Annotated in this window: 15 protein-coding genes; 5 read left to right on the forward strand and 10 right to left on the reverse strand. The window is 54.9% G+C overall.

Annotation, left to right across the window (positions count from 1 at the left end):
• The first annotated feature begins 172 nt into the window (after positions 1 to 172).
• Positions 173 to 778, forward strand: a complete 606-nt coding sequence (locus K355_RS0113955) for a superoxide dismutase (protein ID WP_022732770.1) — start codon at positions 173 to 175, stop codon at positions 776 to 778.
• A 159-nt stretch (positions 779 to 937) separates the two neighbouring features.
• Here the strand turns inward: K355_RS0113955 and amaB are convergent, their stop codons facing one another.
• The 3 genes from amaB to K355_RS0113970 form a co-directional block, all read right to left on the reverse strand.
• The gene (gene amaB / locus K355_RS0113960) at positions 938 to 2,437 is read right to left on the reverse strand and encodes an L-piperidine-6-carboxylate dehydrogenase (protein WP_022732771.1); all 1,500 of its coding nucleotides are present in this window, start codon (positions 2,435 to 2,437) and stop codon (positions 938 to 940) included.
• Positions 2,438 to 2,485: 48 nt separating this feature from the next.
• Complete coding sequence (locus tag K355_RS0113965; RefSeq protein ID WP_022732772.1) at positions 2,486 to 3,802, reverse strand: aspartate aminotransferase family protein; 1,317 nt, start codon at positions 3,800 to 3,802, stop codon at positions 2,486 to 2,488.
• A 68-nt stretch (positions 3,803 to 3,870) separates the two neighbouring features.
• The gene (locus tag K355_RS0113970) at positions 3,871 to 5,058 is read right to left on the reverse strand and encodes an NAD(P)/FAD-dependent oxidoreductase (protein ID WP_022732773.1); all 1,188 of its coding nucleotides are present in this window, start codon (positions 5,056 to 5,058) and stop codon (positions 3,871 to 3,873) included.
• 276 nt (positions 5,059 to 5,334) lie between these two features.
• Between K355_RS0113970 and gcvA the strand changes: the two genes are divergently transcribed.
• The 4 genes from gcvA to K355_RS24045 all read left to right on the forward strand — a co-directional run bounded on the left by gcvA (position 5,335) and on the right by K355_RS24045 (position 9,826).
• On the forward strand, positions 5,335 to 6,234 hold the full coding sequence (gene gcvA, locus K355_RS0113975) for a transcriptional regulator GcvA (RefSeq protein WP_022732774.1): 900 nt from the start codon (positions 5,335 to 5,337) through the stop codon (positions 6,232 to 6,234).
• 164 nt (positions 6,235 to 6,398) lie between these two features.
• Positions 6,399 to 6,929 carry a methanogen output domain 1-containing protein gene (locus K355_RS0113980; protein ID WP_022732775.1) on the forward strand — a complete coding sequence of 177 codons (531 nt, stop codon included), beginning with the start codon at positions 6,399 to 6,401 and terminating at the stop codon, positions 6,927 to 6,929.
• Positions 6,889 to 7,941: a GGDEF domain-containing protein gene (locus K355_RS25150; RefSeq protein ID WP_081649523.1), complete on the forward strand. Its 1,053-nt coding sequence runs from the start codon at positions 6,889 to 6,891 to the stop codon at positions 7,939 to 7,941. Before K355_RS0113980 ends, K355_RS25150 begins: the two co-directional genes overlap by 41 nt.
• A 178-nt stretch (positions 7,942 to 8,119) precedes the next feature.
• Positions 8,120 to 9,826: a methyl-accepting chemotaxis protein gene (locus K355_RS24045; protein ID WP_022732777.1), complete on the forward strand. Its 1,707-nt coding sequence runs from the start codon at positions 8,120 to 8,122 to the stop codon at positions 9,824 to 9,826.
• On the opposite strand, the gene K355_RS24050 is transcribed toward K355_RS24045, so the two are convergent.
• From K355_RS24050 to K355_RS0114025, 7 genes are all read right to left on the reverse strand, one after another.
• Positions 9,808 to 10,614, reverse strand: a complete 807-nt coding sequence (locus K355_RS24050) for a heme ABC transporter ATP-binding protein (RefSeq protein ID WP_022732778.1) — start codon at positions 10,612 to 10,614, stop codon at positions 9,808 to 9,810. The genes K355_RS24045 and K355_RS24050 overlap by 19 nt on opposite strands.
• The gene (locus K355_RS0114000; RefSeq protein WP_028791612.1) at positions 10,611 to 11,660 is read right to left on the reverse strand and encodes a FecCD family ABC transporter permease; all 1,050 of its coding nucleotides are present in this window, start codon (positions 11,658 to 11,660) and stop codon (positions 10,611 to 10,613) included. Before K355_RS0114000 ends, K355_RS24050 begins: the two co-directional genes overlap by 4 nt.
• Positions 11,661 to 11,692: 32 nt before the next feature.
• On the reverse strand, positions 11,693 to 12,553 hold the full coding sequence (locus K355_RS0114005; RefSeq protein WP_022732780.1) for a heme/hemin ABC transporter substrate-binding protein: 861 nt from the start codon (positions 12,551 to 12,553) through the stop codon (positions 11,693 to 11,695).
• Positions 12,554 to 13,627 (reverse strand): hemin-degrading factor, encoded by a 1,074-nt coding sequence (locus K355_RS0114010; RefSeq protein ID WP_022732781.1) that lies wholly within the window; start codon positions 13,625 to 13,627, stop codon positions 12,554 to 12,556.
• A gap of 63 nt (positions 13,628 to 13,690) precedes the next feature.
• Positions 13,691 to 15,757: a TonB-dependent hemoglobin/transferrin/lactoferrin family receptor gene (locus K355_RS0114015; protein ID WP_022732782.1), complete on the reverse strand. Its 2,067-nt coding sequence runs from the start codon at positions 15,755 to 15,757 to the stop codon at positions 13,691 to 13,693.
• 120 nt (positions 15,758 to 15,877) lie between these two features.
• Complete coding sequence (gene hemP / locus K355_RS25390) at positions 15,878 to 16,045, reverse strand: hemin uptake protein HemP (RefSeq protein WP_022732783.1); 168 nt, start codon at positions 16,043 to 16,045, stop codon at positions 15,878 to 15,880.
• A 171-nt stretch (positions 16,046 to 16,216) separates the two neighbouring features.
• Positions 16,217 to 17,443: a CynX/NimT family MFS transporter gene (locus K355_RS0114025; protein WP_022732784.1), complete on the reverse strand. Its 1,227-nt coding sequence runs from the start codon at positions 17,441 to 17,443 to the stop codon at positions 16,217 to 16,219.
• Between the last annotated feature and the right edge of the window lie 65 nt (positions 17,444 to 17,508).

Genomic DNA, 17,508 nt, shown 5'->3' on the forward strand with positions numbered 1-17,508 from the left:
AAAGCGCTGTTGTCCTAGATAAAGGCCACAGACATCTTCTTTGCCGCGATGATGAAAGCCCGCAACAAAGGTTTACAACAGGTTGCACGGGAATTTAACTTTCACCCAGCGCGCAAAAAGGGATATGTTGCGTTACCGCACAGACCAATAATGAAAGTCGAGGAACTGTATCATGGCATTTGAACTCCCAGCACTTCCGTATGCACACGACGCGCTTGCACCCGTCATGTCGGCTGAAACCCTTGAGTTTCACCATGACAAACATCACAACGCCTATGTTGTGAATGGCAATAAGCTGCTCGAAGGGTCGGGCCTTGAAGGCAAGTCACTCGAAGAAGTCGTTGTTGCTTCCTATGGTGACGCGGCCAAAGCCGGTCTTTTCAACAACGCTGCCCAGCACTGGAACCATATCGAGTTCTGGAAAATGATGAAGAAAAATGGCGGCGGCAACCTTCCGGGTGAACTGGAAAAGAAAATCGTCGAAGATTTCGGCTCTGTCGACGCCTTCAAAGAAGCCTTCGTACAGGCCGGTGTCACCCAGTTCGGTTCGGGCTGGTGCTGGCTGGCAATGGACAAATCGGGCAAACTGGTTGTGACCAAAACCCCGAATGCGGAAAACCCGCTGGTCCACGGTCAGACCCCGCTGCTCGGGTGTGATGTTTGGGAACACTCCTATTACATCGATTACCGCAATGCGCGCCCTGACTACGTCAAAGCGTTCCTCGACAGCCTGGTAAACTGGGAATATGTCGCAGAACGTTTCTCCAAAGCTGGCTAATCAAGCCTTACGCTTTGAGACAGAATTAAAGAAAGCGGCTCCTTCGGGGGCCGCTTTTTTATGCGTGATTGCGATCCCGACCTAATTGGCGAAGGCAATCAAAAGAAAACCCCGCCGGAAAACCGGCGGGGCTTGGATCGTCACTGATCGGGCGAGAAATCAGATATCGAATTTAATCCCCTGCGCCAACGGCAACTCACGGGAATAGTTAATCGTGTTGGTCGCGCGGCGCATGTAACCTTTCCATGCATCCGAACCGGACTCGCGTCCGCCACCGGTTTCTTTCTCGCCGCCAAACGCACCGCCGATTTCCGCACCCGACGGGCCGATATTGACGTTGGCAATCCCGCAATCAGACCCGACGGCAGAAAGGAACAGTTCGGTTTCACGAAGATCGGTCGAGAAGATGCAGCTCGACAACCCTTGCGGCACGTCATTCTGAAGCGCGATGGCTTCTTCAAGCGTCTCATAGGTCATGACATACAGGATCGGTGCAAAGGTCTCATGCTTCACCGTGTCCGTCTGACCGGGCATTTCAACCACCGACGGAGTGACATAGAACGCATTCGGGTATTTGGACTCCAGTGTGCGTTCACCACCATGCACCGTCCCACCATCTGCCTTGGCCTTGGTCAGGGCGGCCTGCATGTTGGTGTAGGCATCTTCGTCAATCAGCGGCCCCACCAGCACACCGTCTTCAAGCGGATCACCGATGGAAACCGATTTGTAAGCCGCGATGATTTTCGGCAACAACTCGTCCTTAACATCCTTATGGACAATCAGGCGACGCAAGGACGTGCAGCGCTGACCACAGGTACCAACAGCCGAGAACACCACCGCACGCACCGACATGTCGATATCGGCTGACGGGGTGACGATCATGGCGTTATTGCCACCAAGCTCAAGGATGGTGCGGCCAAAACGCTGGGCCACACGCGGGGCAACTTCGCGGCCCATGCGGGTCGAACCGGTTGCCGAAATCAGCGAAACATCCCGGCTGTCGGTCATGATTTCACCGATTTCACGGTCGCCAACAACCACCTGATGCAGGTTGGCCGGGGCATCGCCAAATTTCGCGATCGCTTTTTCAAGGATCTTCTGACAGGCAAGGGCGGTAACCGGGGTTTTTTCCGATGGTTTCCAGATCACGGCATTGCCGCACGCCAGCGCAAGCGCGGTGTTCCATGCCCATGGTGCCACCGGGAAGTTAAACGCGGTAATCAGGCCAACAACGCCCAGCGGATGCCAGTTTTCCATCATTTTGTGGCCCGGACGTTCGGACGCAACCGTCAAACCATAAAGCTGACGCGACAGACCAACTGCGAAATCGCAGATATCAATCATTTCCTGAACTTCGCCAAGACCTTCCTGATAAATCTTGCCACATTCAAGTGACACCAGACGGCCCAGTGGTTCCTTGGCTGCGCGCAGTTCTTCGCCCAGAATACGCACCAGCTCACCACGGCGCGGGCCGGGCACCTGACGCCATGCGCCAAACGCCTTTTTGGCATTGCCGATGATGTCGGTCATTTCGGCCGACGTGGTTTCGGGCACGGTCGCAAAGGTTGACCCGTCAACCGGGGTCCGGACGTTCAGCGTACCACTGGCGATTTCGGCGTCAGACAGACCAAGCTCGGTCAGGATGGATGTGTAACTCACAGTAAAACTCCCTTCTTTTAAAACTCTTTGGCGATCATCGCCGACCGCTCAATCCGCAATTCCGGCCAGTTCAGGCAACAATTTGCCGATAATGGCAAAGGCCTCATCGACCTGATCAAACGGAATGGTCAAAGGTGCCAACAGGCGCACCACATTGGCGTGTTCACCACTTGGCATTAACAATAGCCCGTTTGCGCGGGCCCCTTGCAATAAGGTTTGCAGACGCTTGGCCGATGGTGTGCCGTCATCTGCAATGATTTCAAAGGCGCGCATCGCGCCAATTCCGCGCATGTTGCCGATCACATGCCCACCGGGCAGATCGCGCAACCATGCAATATGGGTCGCGTATTTCTCGCCAAGCTGTTTGGCCCGAACAAGGATCTTGTCATCGCGCAAAACATCAAACACCCCGGTCGCCGCCGCACAGGCCACCGGATTGCCCGAATACGTCCCGCCAAGCCCGCCCGGGGCCAGCGCATTCATCACATCTTCGGCCCCGGTGATCGCCGCCAGCGGAAAACCCCCACCGATCCCCTTGCCCATGACAAGGATATCGGGCGCCACCCCGGCATGCTCCATGGCAAACATCTTGCCCGTGCGGGCAAAGCCCGACTGAATTTCATCGGCAATCAAAACCATGCCGTTGGCATCACACAGACGGCGCAGTTCAATCAGGAATGCCGCGTCACAGGCGCGAAATCCGCCTTCGCCCTGCACCGGCTCAATCACAATTGCGCCGACCGATCCGACATCCGCTGACACCGAAAACAGCCTATTAATCGCCTCCATGCCATCCTCAACCGATACACCGGTTTCGGGGCAAGGATATGGCAAATGCCAAACCGGCCCCGGAAGCGGGCCAAGCCCGGTTTTATAAGGCTTGGTTTTCCCCGTCAGCGCCAATGTCGCAAGCGTGCGCCCATGAAAACCACCTTCAAAGGCAATCACCCCGGTCCGCCCGGTAAAGGCACGCGCGAGTTTAAGTGCGTTTTCCATCGCCTCTGCCCCGGAATTGGTCAGCATGGATTTTGCCGGACCTTCAATCGGACAATTGGCCGCCAGCCAGTCGGTGACCGCAACATACGGCTCATGAGGCAGCGCGTTAAAGCAGCTATGGGTAAAACGGTCGCACTGCTTGGCCACCCGCTCCATCACCACCGGATGGCGATGACCCACGGTTAAAACACCAATCCCGCCAATAAAATCGATATAGCGGTTGCCATCAACATCCCAGGCCTCGGCATTCAATGCCCGATCCAGATAGACCGGATGAAGATTGCGCACACCAGACGACACCGACCCTGTCTTGCGATCACGGAGCATGGTGCTGGCGTTTACTTCTGTGGTGCGATCATCACGGGGCATGTGGGGCGTGCTCCGGCCATTTGGGTTAAAGGGTTGATTTCGCAATATCATTTCGAAACCGAATTAAATTAAATAACATTGAGCTCAAGCACCGGCGCATTGTCGCGAATGCGTTGATAGCCAAACACCGACAGATCAAGGGTTTCATAGCCCCCCGTTGTGATCAGTTCAGCAATACCGCGCCCGACTGCCGGACTTTGCTGCAATCCGTGGCCGGAAAATCCGTTGGCGAAAATGAAATTCGCAACATCCGTATGGCGGCCCAAAATCGCGTTCTGATCGAGCAAGTTATAGGCATAATGCCCGGCCCAGGCATTGATGACCTTGATCGCCTCAAACCGTTCGCACCGTTCATACAGACCCGGCCAGATGATGTCGTCAAACAGGCTGTGATCGACGTCAAAATCCCAGCATTCCGGGTCGCGCTCCTTGGGCGGGGCGATGCCGGTGATGAAAAATTCGCCTTCGGGCCGGACATAAAGCCCACTTGGATCAATCAGCATCGGGCAACTGGCATTGATGTCGGCCGCATCCCGGCAATCAAACACGAAAATGCAACGTTTGCGCGGCTCGACCGGAATTTCAAGACCCGCCATTCCGGCCAGTTTGGAACACCCGGTTCCCGCCGCATTGACAAGCTGGCCACAGCCAAACCGGCGACCGTCTTTTAACACAACACCGGTAATCTGATTGCCATCGCGCAGGACCTCGACCACTTCACCGTCGATATACTCCGCACCGCGACGGCGCGCCTGTTTGCGGAACGACTGCATCAGGCAATAGGCATCAAACCACCCCTCGCCCGTGCGGCCCCAACAGCCCGCCGCCAAATCCGATGTCGTCATCCATGGGTATTTGGCCGCCAGCTCATCGGGCTCCATCCAGACAATATCGCCGCCAAATTCGGTCTGGGTCGCATGGTTATGGCGCAGGATATCGCGCCCGTCATCGGTCGCCAGAACCAGATAGCCCTTTTCATGCAGGGAAATGTCAACGTCCGGGTCAAGGTCACGTTTCAGATTGCGCAAAAAATCAATGCCATAACCCGACATTTCAATATTGATCGGGGTTGAAAACTGCTGGCGGATCGATGCGGCTGACAAGGCGGTCGAACAAAATTCGTAATTGGGATCTTTTTCGATCACCAGAACCCGGCCCTTGAAATCATCCCGGCCGGTCAGATGCCATGCGATGGAACTGCCAATAACCGCACCACCGACAATGATCACATCGTAATTTTGCGCTTCTGAACCCATTCTCGCCTTCTACCCGATAAACTGTGCAGGCCTTCTGGCCGTTCTTTATATTTCAGGATGCGCAGGATGACCAAAAAAGGGTCTTGAAAGGGTTTCTCCTTCCAAATAATTATCAATTCCCGATCATCATGCGCTCTGGCCCATGACCCGAACGCTTCATCTGGCGGTGCGCGGGGGGCTTGGAACCGTTTAAAACGGTACGCCTTGGAAGAACAGCAAACAAACGATATATTCGCACCACATCATTCCATTTAGTCATGAACCGGAATTTGCCCCATGCGTCGCGTCCTGCCATCCCTGACCGCCCTGCAATTCTTTGAAAGTTCGGCACGCCATCTTTCCTTCACCCGTGCCGCCGAAGAATTGAACGTGACCCAAAGTGCGATTAGCCGCCAAATCCGTGCGCTCGAAGAATATCTGGGACGTGATCTGTTTCGCCGCATCAAGAAACGTCTGAAACTGACCGCAGCAGGCGAAGCCTACGCCGCACAGGTGCGCGATCTTCTGGATCGGGCCGAGGCCGCAACCTTGCAGGTCATGGCCTATTCCGATGCGGGCGGGATGCTCACGGTCGGGACATTACCGACATTTGGCGCACGCTGGCTGGTGCCGCGTCTGGGCGATTTCAAAGCCACATGGCCCGATATTCAGTTAAACCTGATCACCCAGACCCGCGAATTTAATTTCGACCGCGAAGGCATCGATATCGCCATTCATTTTGGCGATGACAATCTGCCGGGCTGCAAGTCCCATCGTTTGATGGGCGAAACCCTGATCGCGGTCTGCGCACCCAAAATACTGAAAGAAAACGACGATTTACCCATTGCCCGTGAACGGGTGCGCAATTGCACATTGCTGCAACATTCAACCCGTCCGCGCGCATGGCAGGACTGGCTGGCTGCAACTGGCGTTGCCGTGGTCGATGAGTTGGCCGGTCCCCGGTTTGAACATTTCCACATGGTCATTCAGGCCGCTGTTGCCGGACTTGGCTTGGCCCTTTTGCCGGAATTTCTGGTACGTGAAGAACTTGAAAGCGGGCGGCTGGTTGCCCCGTTTGATGTCTCAATCCCCAACCATCACGCCTATTACGTTGTTTATCCGCAGGAAAAGGAAAACAACTTTGCCGTGCGGGCCTTTCGCGACTGGATTCTCAGTTCCTCACAGAGCATTGATTAATAAAACCCATCTGAAAACGGGGCGGAAATGCTTGCCAAGCAATCTTGTTTAGAAAAACCTGAACCTGCCGCCACCTTGAACTGTGCCAGCAAATCCCCAAATCAACGAGTCAACCAACAGCACGTCAAAATTCAACTTCGGGTCCACATATGAAGTATCAAACCATGGCTTCAGTCAAAGATGCGCCCACCGACACAGTAACCTTGGACAAACAGTCATTCCTGACTGAAATGATCCGCGACCTGAGTGGCACCCTGCAAGATGTGATCGGGATCGAAGAAGCATCCGGCATGATCAGCATTGTTGGCGCGACAATCGGGAAAGACCTGAACGCGCAATATCGCCAACAGTTCGCAACAGATCAAATGACAGTCGATCAGGTTTGCCATACCCTTGTCGACTTAAAACGCCGCATTGACGGCGGGTTTAAAGTCACCGAAGTCACCAGAGAAGCCATCATTCTGGAAAATACCGCATGTCCGTTTGGCAAGGCGGTCATTGGGCGCAAGTCAATGTGCATGATGACGTCAAACGTCTTTGGCAAGATTACCGCTGAAAACCTTGGATATGCCCGGGTGGAACTTAAGGAAACAATTGCGCAAGGCGACAAAGGATGCCGTGTTGTGATCAAATTAAATCCGTCAGATTCCATAGATGAAATTGATGGGCGTGAGTATTTCAGGGAAGATGACTGAAGACCTTCCCCCACACGTCAGCCAAACAACAATGTCCCTGATTTCTGCGATCAGTGACCCTGTGGTCGTATGCAAGGTTACCGGCGAAATCGCATTCCTTAATCCGGCTGCCCGCCGTTTCCTTCAGGACACCGGAACGGGCGGTTCTGATGCTGTTGAAGATGCAAGTATTCTCGATCTTTTCCCAGACAACGTCTCGAACTTAAGCAAAGTTATGTCGTTATGCCGAACTCAAAGCGGAATATTTCCCGGCAGCTTGCATATCGCACATACCGACGAAAATGACCGAAACCAATCACGTTTACCATTTCAAGGATCGATGCTTCGGCTGCAAGGCCATCAGCCAAGTCACGTGCTGCTGCGCTTCATTGCGTCCAGTTCCGTATCCCGGCACCAGTTTGAAGAACTCAATGCGACCTTGCGCAAAAAGAACAGGCAGCTTCTTTTTGAACGCGAAAAGTCGCGAAAGGACACGCTGACCGGCCTGTGGAAGCGTTCCACCCTGTTTAGCGAACTTCCGCGTTACATTCAGCGCATCGAGGATCAGGAAAGACCAACGTCTTTCGCGGTTATTGATCTGGATAATTTCAAAGAAATCAATGACCTTCATGGTCACCCTTGTGGCGATAAGGTCTTGGCATGTTTGGGGGAATTGCTTCTTCAGGAATGTCGTTCCCTTGACAAAGTTGCAAGAATTGGCGGTGAAGAATTCGCATTGATCCTGCCCAATACCAGCTTCTTGGAAGCCGATAAAGCATGCCAACGCATCAGAGAACGGATTAAACAAACCCATGTCCAATACGAGGGTCACGAAATCCAGATAACCGCAAGCTTTGGCCTGACAGAGATTACAATCGGCGAGGCAGCAGAAGAGGTCTATAAAAGGGCTGATTATGCCCTATATGCGGCGAAAAAAGCCGGTAGGGACAAAGTCGCGGTGATTGAGCCAGGATCCAGCAGATCACGCATCACACAGGCTGAAAATATCCAGATATCTAAAGAACATCCATAGATGACCTGATCATTGATGTGTGCCTGTTGGCGTGAAACAGGCAAACATCGCAAACACGAAATTGTGTTGCTGATCGAGGTCCTCAACCCTAAAGTCAACATTCTAAAGTATAGGGTTTGCTGTTCTGACGGTCAGCCATAAAGACCAAAGTCGGGAACAGGTTAAGAGGGGATAGGGTGTGTCGCTGCTTGAGGATCGTCTTGAACGTTACAATGTTTTGCCCGCAACCTTTGAGATTTTGCACAAGGCATCTCGTGATGTTCAGGGTGGGTCGGCAACACGGGCCGCGCAGTTCTACGAAATCATTTCGCAAAACCCGCCCCCACATCAGGCTGTTATTGATGATGCGGTCCGTAAAGACCTCACCAACAGCCTGCAAACCCACTGGCAAAACCTGTTTGATGGCAAACTCGACGACGCGTTCGTCCGACAATCGATTGAAATTGGTCGACGCCACGAAGAATACGGCATTACCCCAAAGCTTTACATTGCCGCTTATAACGCCGTTACCGATGCGCTGATTGAAACCATCATTTTGAAATTCCGCTGGCGGGCATCGGATGCCGCCCGGATCGTCACGTCCCTGACATCGGTGATGTTGCTTGATATCGAACTGACCCTGACGGCCTATTGCGATGCCAGTGCGCACAACCGCCACACCACGTCGGAAAATGCCTTTGCCGATCAGCAGCTCGATCGCACCATGGACCTGTCGGTCGCGATTAATGAAAGTGCGATTTCCAATGCCCGGATGATGAATGTCATCGAGGATGTTGACCGCCGCGCGCAATCAATCTCGGCCGCCGTCGATCAGATGGTATCAGGCATCAGCAACATTGCCGAAAATGGCAAGGTTGCTGCGGAAAATGCCCAAGATGCCATCGAAGTCACCCGCACCGGACAGGAAACCGTGCGCGAAGCCGTTTCAAGCATGGCCGAAATCGCCCATGCGGTCAGCGATGCGTCCAAACGGGTCGATGTTCTGGCCGAGGCATCGCAAAAAATCGGCGAAATCGTTGAACAGATCGAAGCCATTGCATCGGAAACCAACCTTCTGGCGCTTAACGCAACCATCGAGGCCGCCCGCGCCGGTGAAGCGGGTAAGGGCTTTGCCGTGGTTGCCAACGAGGTCAAAGCCCTAAGTCAACAAACCGCGCGTGCCACCGAAAGCATCCGCGAACGCATTGCCAATCTTCAGGGCGAAACAGATGGCATTGTCGATGCCATGAACCTTGGCACCGATGCGGTATCACGCGGACAGGATGTCATGGGGGAAGTCGCCCGCGAAATCGGCGAAATCGGTTCCAAGATGGAAGACACCACCCAGCGCATCGCCGATATTTCCAATATTCTGGATGAACAAAACATCGCAACCGATGCGGTGCGCGATGGCATCACCGGTATTGCCAATCAAACCGGCGGTCAGGTCAGCGCGATCCGGTCGGCCATTGAAACCGTTGGCGAGGTCGAAGGCCTGATTGATAAACAGGTTGCCGAACTGGTGCAATATGACATCCCCAACCGCACGATCCGAAGTGCGCGGGCCGAACATGCCGTTTATTTCAAAACCGTCGCCGAAGTTCTGGCCGGGCTGACCGATGCGGACAAGGTCGAGATGGGGACGTCTGATACCTGCCGGTTTGGCAAATGGTATGACAGCCCGGCGGCCGATCCGTTCCGCAAACTGCCCGGATTTGCGGCCGTCCGTGCCCCGCACGAAGCCCAGCATACCGCGGGTCACGCGGCCCTTCGTGCCTTTGCCAATCGCGATCAGGACGCCGCCGAAACGGCCTTTGCCCAGATGGAAAATGCAACGCAGGATGTTTTGGCCGCGCTAAAACAACTGGCCGAAGAAGCCCGCGACGTTCACCCCGATGCCGCCTGACTGACCAGCACAGCCCCACCATCTGGATCGGGAATGGCCCGGATGGGGCTTTTAAACACAGTCGAAAGCAAGTCGGGGGTCATGACGTCCTGAACCGCTCCTTGCGCGACCATTTCGCCAGCTTGTAAAACAGCAACCCGGTCGGCATAGGCCGTGACCTGATTAAAATCATGCAGAATCATCAAAACCCCCACCCCGTTCTGGCGAGCTTCGCGCCGCGCGACCGAAAGCAAGGCATGCTGATGGGCAACATCAAGTCCCGATGTTGGCTCGTCAAGTAACAGGAATCTTGCCCTAACCGGGGCGTGATCCCCATCCATCCCCCATACCTGCACAAGTGCCCGAGCAAGATGGACGCGTTGCTTTTCCCCACCCGACAACGCCGGATAGGCACGATCTGCCAGATGCCCGATATCGGCAAGGGCAATGGCCCGTTCGACCAGTGTCTGGTCATGCATGCGCGTTGATATCTTGCGAAACGGCGACCGGCCAAGGGCCACGACATCGCGCACGGCAAAGGGGAATGTCATTGACGTTGCTTGTGGCATCACTGCACGTTCCTGCGCCAACGTCAGGGCCGGCAGCTTTGACACATCGTGACCGTTCTGGGTGACTGTCCCGTCGGCAACGCCGTGTTCACCGGCAAGAACCTTTAACAAGGTTGATTTTCCCGCCCCATTTGGCCCCAAAACCGCCAAAACTTCACCGGCGGCCAATGAGACGGAAATATCGCGCAACAAATACCGCCCACGGGCCAGAAAACTGATGTTGTGCGCCGTCAGGGTCATATCCGCCGCCTTTTCTTTTCACGCATCAACAGACCCAGGAAAAACGGCCCGCCGACAATCCCGGTGACAAGCCCAATCGGCAATTCGGCAGGCAAAACAATGATCCGGGCGACCGCATCCGCCCCGGTCAGGATCGCCGCCCCGCAAATCGCCGATGCGGGCAGGACATAACGGTTATCGGGCCCGGTGACCAAGCGCACCAGATGGGGGGCAACCAGCCCGACAAAGCCGATAATGCCCGATACCGCCACCGCCGCCCCGACGACCAATGCGGTCACCACGGTCGCCCGGCGTTTCAGACGTTCAACCTCGATCCCAAGATGGCGGGCTTCGGCCTCGCCCAGTAAAAACAGGTTCAGCGACGTCCCCAGACTGACAAGATATCCCGCACCAAGGGCTATGATCAGCAAGGCCGGTCCGTCCGCCGGTCCATTGCCCGAAAGTGCGCCCATTTGCCAGAATGTCAGACTGCGCAACTGGGCATCGTCGGCCATATAGGTAAAGACACCCACCCCGGCAAAGGCAATGGCATTGATCGCCACCCCGATCAGCAACATGATCGCCGCGTCGGTATGCCCGTCCTGACGTGATAAAACCCGAATCACCCCGGTTGCTAAAACAGCCCCGGCGAATGCGGCCACCGGCACCCCATAGGGGCCCACAACCGGGTAATAGCTGCCCAGAACAATATGACCGGCAACAATCATTGCCACCGCGCCAAAGGCGGCACTGGCCGAAACCCCGATGATGCCGGGATCGGCAATCGGATTGCGAAACAGGCTTTGCATCACCGCACCCGCAAGGCCAAGGCCCGCGCCGATGACAATCGCGCGCAGAATCCGGGGCAGCCGCAAATGATCAAGGACACGGGCATCAAATTCCTCAATCCCCGTTCCCATCAAACCCATGCGGTGCAGGATGTGATGGATGACATCGCCCAGATCAATCGGGGCACCACCCGTCCCCAGCGATATCACCGTCACCACCAACAGCCCCAATGCCAGAAACATCAGAACCATGACGGACCGATTGATTGGTATGTGCATCCAAGGCGATGCCACCATCTTCTTCACGCCACTCACTGTGCCTGTTCAGCCTGATGCAAAGACGTCGCCAAAGCCCGGATTTCCGATGCCGATGACGGACCAAACCCCAAAATCGTCGACGACGACACAGTCAGGACATGACCCTTTTCCACGGCCTTGTTCAGGCCAAGAACCGCATGATTTTTCAATCCGTCAATTCCGCCCAACTGATCGATTGTTGATTGGGCGACCAAAACATAATCCGATGTATCTGCGGCAATGATTTCCGATGACACCGGTTTAAAACCGTCAAACGCGGCCATGGTATTGCGCCCGCCAATCAAATCGATGATTTCAGCTGCGGTTGTGTTTTTCCCGGCTGAAAGCGGCTTGCCATGACCGACCGCCATCAAGAAAACGATGCTTGGGTGATCGTTGGTGGCAAGGCTGGCCAGACTGGCAATATCGTCGTTCACCTGTTTGGTCAAAAGGGCCGCTTCATCCTGACGCCCCAAGGCTTCTGCCACCATGGCAATCGCATTGGGCAGGTTTTCCATCCGATCAAGCGACGGCAGTTTGACGATCTTGATGCCAAGATCGGTCAGCTCCTGTAACACCGGGTCGGGACCGGACTTTTCCACCGCAACAATCAAGTCAGGTTTCAGGCTGATGATGCCCTCTGCTGCCAGTTGGCGCATGTAACCAACTTTGGGTAAACTCGGCACCGGGTCTGGCCGCGTACTTGTGGTATCGGTCGCAATCACGCTGCCCCCGGCGCCAAGGGCAAAGACAATCTCGGTCGCAGGTGCGCCCACCGTGATCACGCGTTGGGGCTGCTCAGCCGAAAATGCCGGCAGGCACAAGCCAATCAACCCGATGACGGCCAGCGTAAATCCAAAAATCGCGCGCATCATTTACTCCGCCACTTTGGCCGCTGCTGATGAATAGCGCGGCAGGCCTTCGGCCAGTTTTTGCCAATCGGGATTTTCCGGGTCCTTGGGTTTGCGCTCACCACAGAAAATCACGAAATTGTTTAGCTCTGCGTCATAAAGCTCGACCGTGGTCACCTGACCTTCGCGGATCGGTTTGCGCACGATCCAGGCTTGCGCAATCAAATCCATCCGCAAATGCAGGGTAAAACTCGGATCCATGATGTTGATCCAGTCGCCCATTTCACGAATGGTATTGATCGGACCGGTATGGATTTGAATGGCACCACTGTTACCGACAAACACCATGATCGAAAGGTCGCTTTTGGCAGCCGTTTCCAAAAGCGTTTTAAGCGCGTCATTGCTCAGCCGTTCGGCGAATTCTTCGCCAACCAGTCGCAAGCCCTGCTGACGGTCAACATTGAAATCTTTCAACAAACCATGGAACTGATGGACATCGGTCATGCGGCGCCAATGGGCACGCAAGTTTTCGACATCAACATCCCCATCCTTGCGGGTTACGGGCTTGGGCAAGGGTGGCAGGACCTCAATACCCGGTGTTTGGTTTTTGGCCTTAAAATCGGCAATCAGGGTGTCATAGGCAGCTTCATTGGAATGACCGGTCAAAAAGACTTTGTGAATGGCCGTGCCATCGTGATCAAAGAACTGGAAACTGCGCCGACGCCCCGCCCGCGGATTGTGGGTTTCCACCGCAAATCCATGCCCCCAACGCCCCAGAAACAGGCGCAGGTCAATATCACCATTGAGCACAAGACCCATTTCACCGTTGATGCTGACCTTGCCAAACGTGCCGGTTTTTTCATGCACGACATTGACGTTGCGGGTGAGTATCTTGACCTCGCCCAGTTCTTCCAGCCGGGAAATCAGATCACCCCAGTCCGCATCAAGACGCGTAACGTTCTGCCCAATGCCTGCGGCAACCAGTTCACCCTCGGTCAAACCAAGTTCGGCGGCAATATCGACGGCATAGCCTTTTGCCTCACCGGCAGAGAATGCCGACCAGGCTTCATCGGCTGTTTTAAAATTGTTTTGTGTCATGGCGTTTAAGACCCTCCTTAAAGATCAGACGATGCAGAGGCGGCATCGTCTGATCGGCGGTGATTAGAATTTCATGCTTGCGGAAATTTTGACGTTGCGGCCCGGCTCATACAGGGTCGCGGCACTGGTGCGATATTTCTGATCGAGGATGTTATCCACACCGAAATTAACAGTCAGACCGTTGACGACCTCATCCGCATGCCAATTGGCAAACAGATCAAACGTCGCATAGCCATCGCGCTCATCTTCGTCGTCGGGAACACGGTTTTGTGCGTCAACCATATTGGCACGACCACCAACTTCGACACCCTCGTCAACAAACCGGTAGCCACCGGAAACCGAAACCTTATCGCCAGAAATATTGGACAGATATTCACCGGTTCGCGCGTTTTCGCCACGAATACGGGCTGCGGCAAGACCCGCAAAAACAACACCGGTGTCATAGGTCAGCTCGGCCTCAAAGCCCTTGATTTCGGCTTCTGGCAAGTTGCTGCTGGTTGTCGTGCCCCCGGCAATGTCGGTCGACTGTTCGATGTAATCTTCGACCTTGTTGCGGAAGTACGAAACCTTTGCCCGCACGGCATCGCCGCCAACGATCAGGTCATCTGTCTTGAAGTTTGTGCCAAATTCCCACGTTTTCGCCGTTTCGGCATCAAGGTTCGGGTTCGGGACAAAGAAGTTGTTATTGCCCGGCCCCATCGAGAAATGGAGCCCGTCATTATAAAGCTGATTGAGCGTCGGGGCGTTAAAGGCTTCGGCATAGCTGACATAAGGCTGCATCCAGCTTGTCACCTGATAACTGGCCGAGAAGCGTGGGGAAACGGCCTGATCGGTACGGTCTTCCTGTCCATCTGCCGAAAGATCAAAGGAATCAAACCGGACCCCTGCCCCGAGTTCGAGGCGCTCGGTCACCGCATAGGTGTTGTCGATGTAAACGCCTGAAATCAGCATTTCCGCATCCGGGAACCAACCCGGTGTTGGCTCCCCATCCCGGCGCCCTTCCTGACTGTCGCGGAAAACCTCGCCGCCGACCGTTGTGAAAAGCTCCCCGCCGCCAAGGTCAAAACGGACGGTGTTGCTGCCTTCCAGACCAACTGTCTGAAGTTCCCGCCGATCATCGCGACCATCACTGATGCGGACTTCATGGATGTCGTTGTCCATGCCATACAGCCGGACTTCTGCATCGACCCAGTCATTGGCACTGTCATCGTATTCATACCCAACAACAGCCGTGGTCTGCGTACTTTCGCGGTCCGTCAGATTGGAGGTGCTGGTACCATCAGGTGCGGACGGTAATTCATGATCATCGCTATATCTTTGAAGCGATAGGGTCAGGCGACTGACGTCATTGATATCAAGCCCGGCCTTGAATAACCCATTGATGTAATCATCGTCGGTATAGGGTTGTTCTTCGCCGTTACCGGCCTCGAAATCATCGGTGTTCTTGCGCGTCACACTGACAAGAATGTCGGAATTGTCGGTCGGGCGACCATAGGCCATGCCGTTCCATGTCATCCCGTGATCCACAGAGGTATAACCAGCTTTGACGCGCGCACCGATGTTTTGACCGGGTTCAAGCATGTCGTTGGCATCGACTGTTGTTAAAGCCAGCACACCGCCAAGTGCGCCCGTCCCCTGCATGGTCGATGCCGGACCGCGATACACCTCAACCTGCTTTACGACCTCAGGATCAATAAACAGACCGCCCTTGTGCCCGACATTCAGGTTTGCCCGCGCCCCATCGACGCGGATGACAACCCGATTGTCTGTCAGACCACGAATGATCGGCATCTGAACTGTGCTGCGCGGACCACCAGAGACCTCGACACCGGGCATCCCGCGCAGGATATCGCCAAGATTGTCTGGCTGACGGCGTTGGAGTTCTTCCTGATCGACAATGGAAATCGATGCCGGGGCATCAATCACCGATGTGCCTGTTTTGCTGGCCGTGACCGAAATCGCATCCAGCACAATTGTCCGTTCCGACACAGGTTGCGCCGCGTCATCGGATGTCTGATCGGTGGTTGTTTTTGGTGTTTCGTCGGTGGCGTCCTGTGCGTGTGCTGAAACGCAAAGCGCAAGCATGGATACCGTCGCCATAAGCAGGCGCGCAGAAGTCGTTCGAACCATGATGTTCCCCTGTAAGGCAGCTTTGGACCATTTATTGGCTGGCTGGCTGGCTTGTGCAGGGCACTGGCGCGCTGGCTGGCGGAAGGCGTGATGTGAGAAGGATTGCGTCGACTGACGCTGTTATTTCGTAAGGATCAGTTTGTTATTCGATGTCAGGCGCAGGTGATATTCATCCCCCTGATGAATAATGATAATTTCCCGATCATCCCCCATCAACTCGCTGACTTGCATGTATTTGACCGCGCCGGATTTGTCGTCTCTTGACGGTCTGGCTGCGATGTGGGGCATCGCAAACTCCTTGTTTGTTTCTAATGTAATTGATAATGATTTGCATTCTATATGCCTGTTGCGAATGCAAGTCAAGAACACCTTGTGATGATTGTCACACACATCAAAACACCCCGGCATGAGGCCAATTCATGCCGGGGTGTTTTATCTCTGGTCACGCAGTGCGCGGTTTTATTCTCCGCCAATTTTCTCAGGCGATCCGGCACGCATGGCGGCACATATCTGGATCGCAACCACGACAAACAGGAAGTACAGGGCAACCTGCCAATCGCCCAAAAGATCATGCAGCGCCCCGAACAAAACCGGACCAATGGCCGCAAACAAATAACCGACCGACTGGGCCATGCCGGAAAGACGGGCCGAGGTTTGCGGGTCCGCCCCGCGCATCCCAACCAGGGTCAGGGCAATACTGATCATGCTGCCCTGACCAAGGCCAAGACAGACCGCCCAAAGATACGGAAGTTCCGTCGTGGCAAAGACAAAGCCGGGCACCGCAATGATCAAGGGGATGTGCAGGCACAACATCGCCAGTTTTTTATTGCGGAATTTTGAATAGATCAGCGGGGCGGCAAAGGCGGCCGGAATGCCAAACACGTTAAACAAAGTCAGAAGCGTTGCGGCTTCGGCCTCGGAAATACCGCTGTCGATGAAGACCTTGGCCACCCACGCAGTGCCAGTGTAAAACATCAACGACTGACACCCGAAAAACAGTGCCAGCCACCAGGCTTCGACATTTTTCCACAGCGATATTTTGACCAGAGATGCCGGCGCAACCGCCTTATGGCGATAACGCAACATCGGCAGCCAACAGATAAAGGCAATCGCGGCAAACACCGCCCAGATACCAAGTGACCAGCGCCAATCCCCATCGGCCGCATTGCGGATCGGAATGGAAATAAACGCCGCAACCGTGGCCCCGGTTGACATGGTAAACGTGTAAAGTGCTGTCACCAGTGCCACACGGGTCGGAAAGCTGCGCCGCACCAACGACGGGGTCAGAACATTCAAAACGGCAATCGCCGCCCCCAAAATGATCGTGCCAACCACCATGATGTCATAGGCACCACTGGCGCGCAGCCCCTGCCCGACGGCAATGAAAAACAGCATCGCAAGCAAGGTCGCCTCAAGCCCGAATTTTTGCCCCAGCCGGGGGGCAAAAATCGACAAAACCCCGAAACTCAACACCGGCAAGGTCGTTAACAGACCAAGCTGGGTTCCCGAAAGGGCAAGGTCGGTTCCAATAATCTCGGCCAGCGGGCCAAGACCGACAATGCTGCCGCGCATATTGGCTGCCAGAAGCAGGATCGCGATCAAAAACCCGATATGGGCACCAAGGCGATGAAACCCGCGCCCGGCATTATTTTGCGGTTCATCCGTGGGGGCAGTTTTGTCAGTCATCGGGGGGCTCCGTCTGGATCAGGGATGATCCGGGTAAGGTCGAAGGGTGGCGCGCATGACCATAC

This window comes from Thalassospira lucentensis MCCC 1A00383 = DSM 14000, from assembly GCF_000421265.1.
GTDB lineage: Bacteria > Pseudomonadota > Alphaproteobacteria > Rhodospirillales > Thalassospiraceae > Thalassospira > Thalassospira lucentensis.

Bases quoted from the DNA above. Each gene is read 5' to 3' on its own strand.
- K355_RS0113955 (WP_022732770.1), top strand. From the start codon at position 173: ATGGCATTTGAACTCCCAGCACTTCCGTATGCACACGACGCGCTTGCA.
- K355_RS0114015 (WP_022732782.1), bottom strand. From the start codon at position 15,757: ATGGTTCGAACGACTTCTGCGCGCCTGCTTATGGCGACGGTATCCATG.
- K355_RS0114010 (WP_022732781.1), bottom strand. From the start codon at position 13,627: ATGACACAAAACAATTTTAAAACAGCCGATGAAGCCTGGTCGGCATTC.
- K355_RS0114000 (WP_028791612.1), bottom strand. From the start codon at position 11,660: ATGCACATACCAATCAATCGGTCCGTCATGGTTCTGATGTTTCTGGCA.
- gcvA (WP_022732774.1), top strand. From the start codon at position 5,335: ATGCGTCGCGTCCTGCCATCCCTGACCGCCCTGCAATTCTTTGAAAGT.
- K355_RS24050 (WP_022732778.1), bottom strand. From the start codon at position 10,614: ATGACCCTGACGGCGCACAACATCAGTTTTCTGGCCCGTGGGCGGTAT.
- K355_RS0113965 (WP_022732772.1), bottom strand. From the start codon at position 3,802: ATGCCCCGTGATGATCGCACCACAGAAGTAAACGCCAGCACCATGCTC.
- K355_RS0113980 (WP_022732775.1), top strand. From the start codon at position 6,399: ATGGCTTCAGTCAAAGATGCGCCCACCGACACAGTAACCTTGGACAAA.
- hemP (WP_022732783.1), bottom strand. From the start codon at position 16,045: ATGCCCCACATCGCAGCCAGACCGTCAAGAGACGACAAATCCGGCGCG.
- K355_RS0114025 (WP_022732784.1), bottom strand. From the start codon at position 17,443: ATGACTGACAAAACTGCCCCCACGGATGAACCGCAAAATAATGCCGGG.
- K355_RS25150 (WP_081649523.1), top strand. From the start codon at position 6,889: ATGAAATTGATGGGCGTGAGTATTTCAGGGAAGATGACTGAAGACCTT.
- K355_RS0113970 (WP_022732773.1), bottom strand. From the start codon at position 5,058: ATGGGTTCAGAAGCGCAAAATTACGATGTGATCATTGTCGGTGGTGCG.
- K355_RS0114005 (WP_022732780.1), bottom strand. From the start codon at position 12,553: ATGATGCGCGCGATTTTTGGATTTACGCTGGCCGTCATCGGGTTGATT.